The following is a 2,889-nucleotide window of genomic DNA, read 5'->3' as shown; positions in this document are numbered from 1 at the left end:
TTCGATTTCGTTGAGATCGTCGAGGATGATACCATGGTAGCCTGCGGCGCCAAGCATCCCCGCCGCAAGATCAAGCCGTTGAATTATTTGATCTGAGGCGTTCTCGCGGAGGTCAAGCATACACCACGACCCCTCATCTTTCCGGGTCGCGAGGCGGGCGACTGTAGTCTTGCCGCAGCCCGTGCTGCCAGTCACAAAAGTCGTCCCGTTCCGGCGAGCTCGATCTAGCAGGTCAAGCGTGAGCTCGCTGCGCTCGGCGAGAAGCGGCGGAAGCGGAAGGTCACGCTCAGGCTCCAGAAACCGGGACCGTTCGACTGTCCCTAGGGCTGCACCCTGCTGGCCGCTCCCGATTACGCCTCTGAGGCTTCGCATCACTGCCTCAAGATCAGTCCTCGCCACCAGAATGCTTGAGGTGTCTGTCACGAGCGCGAGCAGTTCCCCGGCAGTGAGGCGCCGCCGACTGCCCTCGACGATTGTTGCAAAGACGCGCTGAACAACGGCCGCAGCGAGTTGCTCTCGGCGGGCGAAGGACTGAAACCGCTCTACATGGTAGCGAAGGAGGCCCTGCTCCAATTCGCGCTTTATGTCTCCAAGTTGTTGCGCCCCACAATCCCATTGGATGCGGCGCAAAAGCTCGTTCCGAAGCATAGTGTCGTCGCGCGCTTCGACAAAGCGACGAACCCGATCCGAGAGGTCGATCTTTACGAGCACCTCGCGGAGCGGCTGAATATCGGCGCCAGCAGCTGCTCGACGCCAGTATATTAGAGTTGGCTCTCCATTGGCCCGGTGCTCCCGCTTTTGCTCGCGTCCCACTGAACAGGTCGAGAGAAAGCGGAGATGAACCTCGCGCTCCGGGTTGCGCTCGACGAGATCGACGAACGCATCAACTGCATCGCGGATATCATCGGAGTTGATCGTGACGTTGGTGCCGGTGTTTTTCACCTGGACAGCGCGTAGCGCGTTCTGGGCTGCCACGGCGTAATCCTGTGCTACCTCAAGAAGCAGTTCTTGGTCTGGTCGAAGATCGAGCCACGCGAGGCTGCTGGCATAAAGCTGATAGGCGTATCCACGAAGTGATGCGATCGCCTGCCCCGCAGGATCCCCACTAGGGTCCTGTGTGAGACGGGGTCCGGAAGTAAACGGCTGCCGTGGAGGCATGGGAACAGCTTGCCATTTTCGCTAACATTGATTCGAGTATCAGAATGCTCCTTGAGGTGGAATTTTCAAAGTGCCGTGATTGACGCTCAGGCTAAGACATTGAGGTCCGCTCCCTCCAAACGGTCAGGACCAACTGGCGTAACATCTCGTGGCGAACTTACGAATTCAAGGGTCCAACCGAGCGGGTCTGTGGGATGATCGTGACCCGCAATGATCGCGCCAGTGCTAAGGTTGGCGGGCGACAGGCGATTTATTGTGGAGTGCGGTTCGGCTCTGCCCGCTTAACATGCGGCCGCAAGAGCGCCGGTTGGCGCGGCTTCGACCGCAGCTCCGAGACCGGTTAAAGGCGCACCCGCAGGAGGGTCAGCATAGCGGCCGCCGCGTCAGAGGCGGGGCCCGGGACCGAGTGCAGTCGCGAGACCGGTTAACAAGGCACCCGCGTTTGGGACAGCGTTAGCGGTGCCGCAGAGCGGCGGTCCTGAACGCGAGTGCCTCCGGCGAGCGACACCATAGAGCCCGTAATAAGCCGATCGCATGATTCTCTTTCTCAGCACTATGCCTGCCGATCTCAGCAAAACGGAGATGCCAGTGCGGATGGCGAGAGAGGCGGCTTCTCCTGCGACTCAATACTCAGATTTGAACAGCGATCATCGCACCAGCTGCTGGGTTCGCGCCAGGCATCCGACCGTTTGAAAAGCCGTTTTTGTTTTCGCTACTCAAACGGTGATTTTTAGCTAAGCACTTGATTTGAGTGGCGTGCCCGGAACGGATTCGAACGTCCACCCCTCAAGATCAGTAGTTTGATTTACCCAAGCTCATTCTATCACGACTCCCCGCAGACGGGAGTGCTCTGGCGTACAAATAGGCCATTGTTCTGACGGCTCGGACTCGACCAAAATGCCAAAGGAGTGCTGCGTACGCGCGAGCGGGGCAAGACGGGAGTCGTCGCCCCGCAGCAATTTCGGATAACACTTGGGAGTGAGGCGGTTTGAATGATCGGCGACCTCGACGAGCGCCTTTTGCGGCTTCGCGATGTAAAGCAAAAGACCGGCCTTGGCACGTCAACTATCTATCGACGTATCGCCGACGGCACTTTCCCCGTTCCTCGTAGCCTTGGACCCAACACCGTGCGTTGGCTGCAGTCCGATATCGAGGCCTGGATCAAATCACTGCCGCCATCTCGCGTCCCGGCTTCGGCGAACGCCGAAGACTGAGGATATCCTTGATCGGCATTTGGTCGACCATCAGCAGATCTGCCCAGGCCTGCGCAAGCTCGACGCGGCGGTCGAGGTGCTCGGCCCGATTATAGGCGCCCTCAACCGCATTTTTCGGCACGTGCGCCAGCATCAGATCGATGATGTGTCGATCGTGCTTGTACCTCTCGTTCATCACTGTCGAAAAAGTCGCCCGCCAGCCGTGCGGCACGTGGCGGTGATGATAGCCGGCACGGTTCAGCAAGTAACCGATCGCATTCTCGCTGGCCGGGCGATGGGCGTGACGCTGGTTGGGAAAGAGATAGGGTGTTCGCCCGGTGAGCGGGCGAAGGGCGCGGAGAACGTCGCGAGCCTGGGTCGAGAGCGGGACCAGGTGATCCCTGCTTTGATCATCCTTGTACTGGAGTCGGAGCTTCATCCGCTCGGCAGGCACGACCCAGATCGGAGAGCTCGCATCCAGATCATCGAACTCTACCCAGGGCGCTGCAATCAGAGTTCCCGGTCGCAACGCCGTCAA

3 protein-coding genes are annotated in these 2,889 nt (G+C 59.5%); 1 reads left to right on the top strand and 2 read right to left on the bottom strand.

Annotation, left to right across the window (positions count from 1 at the left end; translation table 11 throughout):
- Positions 1–975, bottom strand: a 975-nt coding sequence (locus BRAS3809_RS16080) for a hypothetical protein (RefSeq protein ID WP_035656440.1), incomplete at its 3' end; no start/stop codon positions are given.
- A gap of 1,175 nt (positions 976–2,150) precedes the next feature.
- Between BRAS3809_RS16080 and BRAS3809_RS34885 the strand changes: the two genes are divergently transcribed.
- Positions 2,151–2,372, top strand: a complete 222-nt coding sequence (locus tag BRAS3809_RS34885; protein ID WP_035656438.1) for a helix-turn-helix transcriptional regulator — start codon at positions 2,151–2,153, stop codon at positions 2,370–2,372.
- On the opposite strand, the gene BRAS3809_RS16070 is transcribed toward BRAS3809_RS34885, so the two are convergent.
- A partial coding sequence (locus BRAS3809_RS16070) for a tyrosine-type recombinase/integrase (protein WP_035656437.1) occupies positions 2,320–2,889 on the bottom strand: 570 nt, incomplete at its 5' end. The two genes, BRAS3809_RS34885 and BRAS3809_RS16070, sit on opposite strands and share 53 nt — an antisense overlap.

Origin of the sequence: Bradyrhizobium sp. STM 3809 (genome assembly GCF_000239795.1) — a bacterium.
Classification (GTDB): domain Bacteria; phylum Pseudomonadota; class Alphaproteobacteria; order Rhizobiales; family Xanthobacteraceae; genus Bradyrhizobium.
Note: the sequence above shows the minus strand (reverse complement) of the source record. Positions and strands in the feature narration are given on the sequence as shown.

Excerpts from the sequence above, each read along its gene's own strand:
- BRAS3809_RS34885 (WP_035656438.1), top strand. The coding sequence starts at position 2,151 with ATGATCGGCGACCTCGACGAGCGCCTTTTGCGGCTTCGCGATGTAAAG.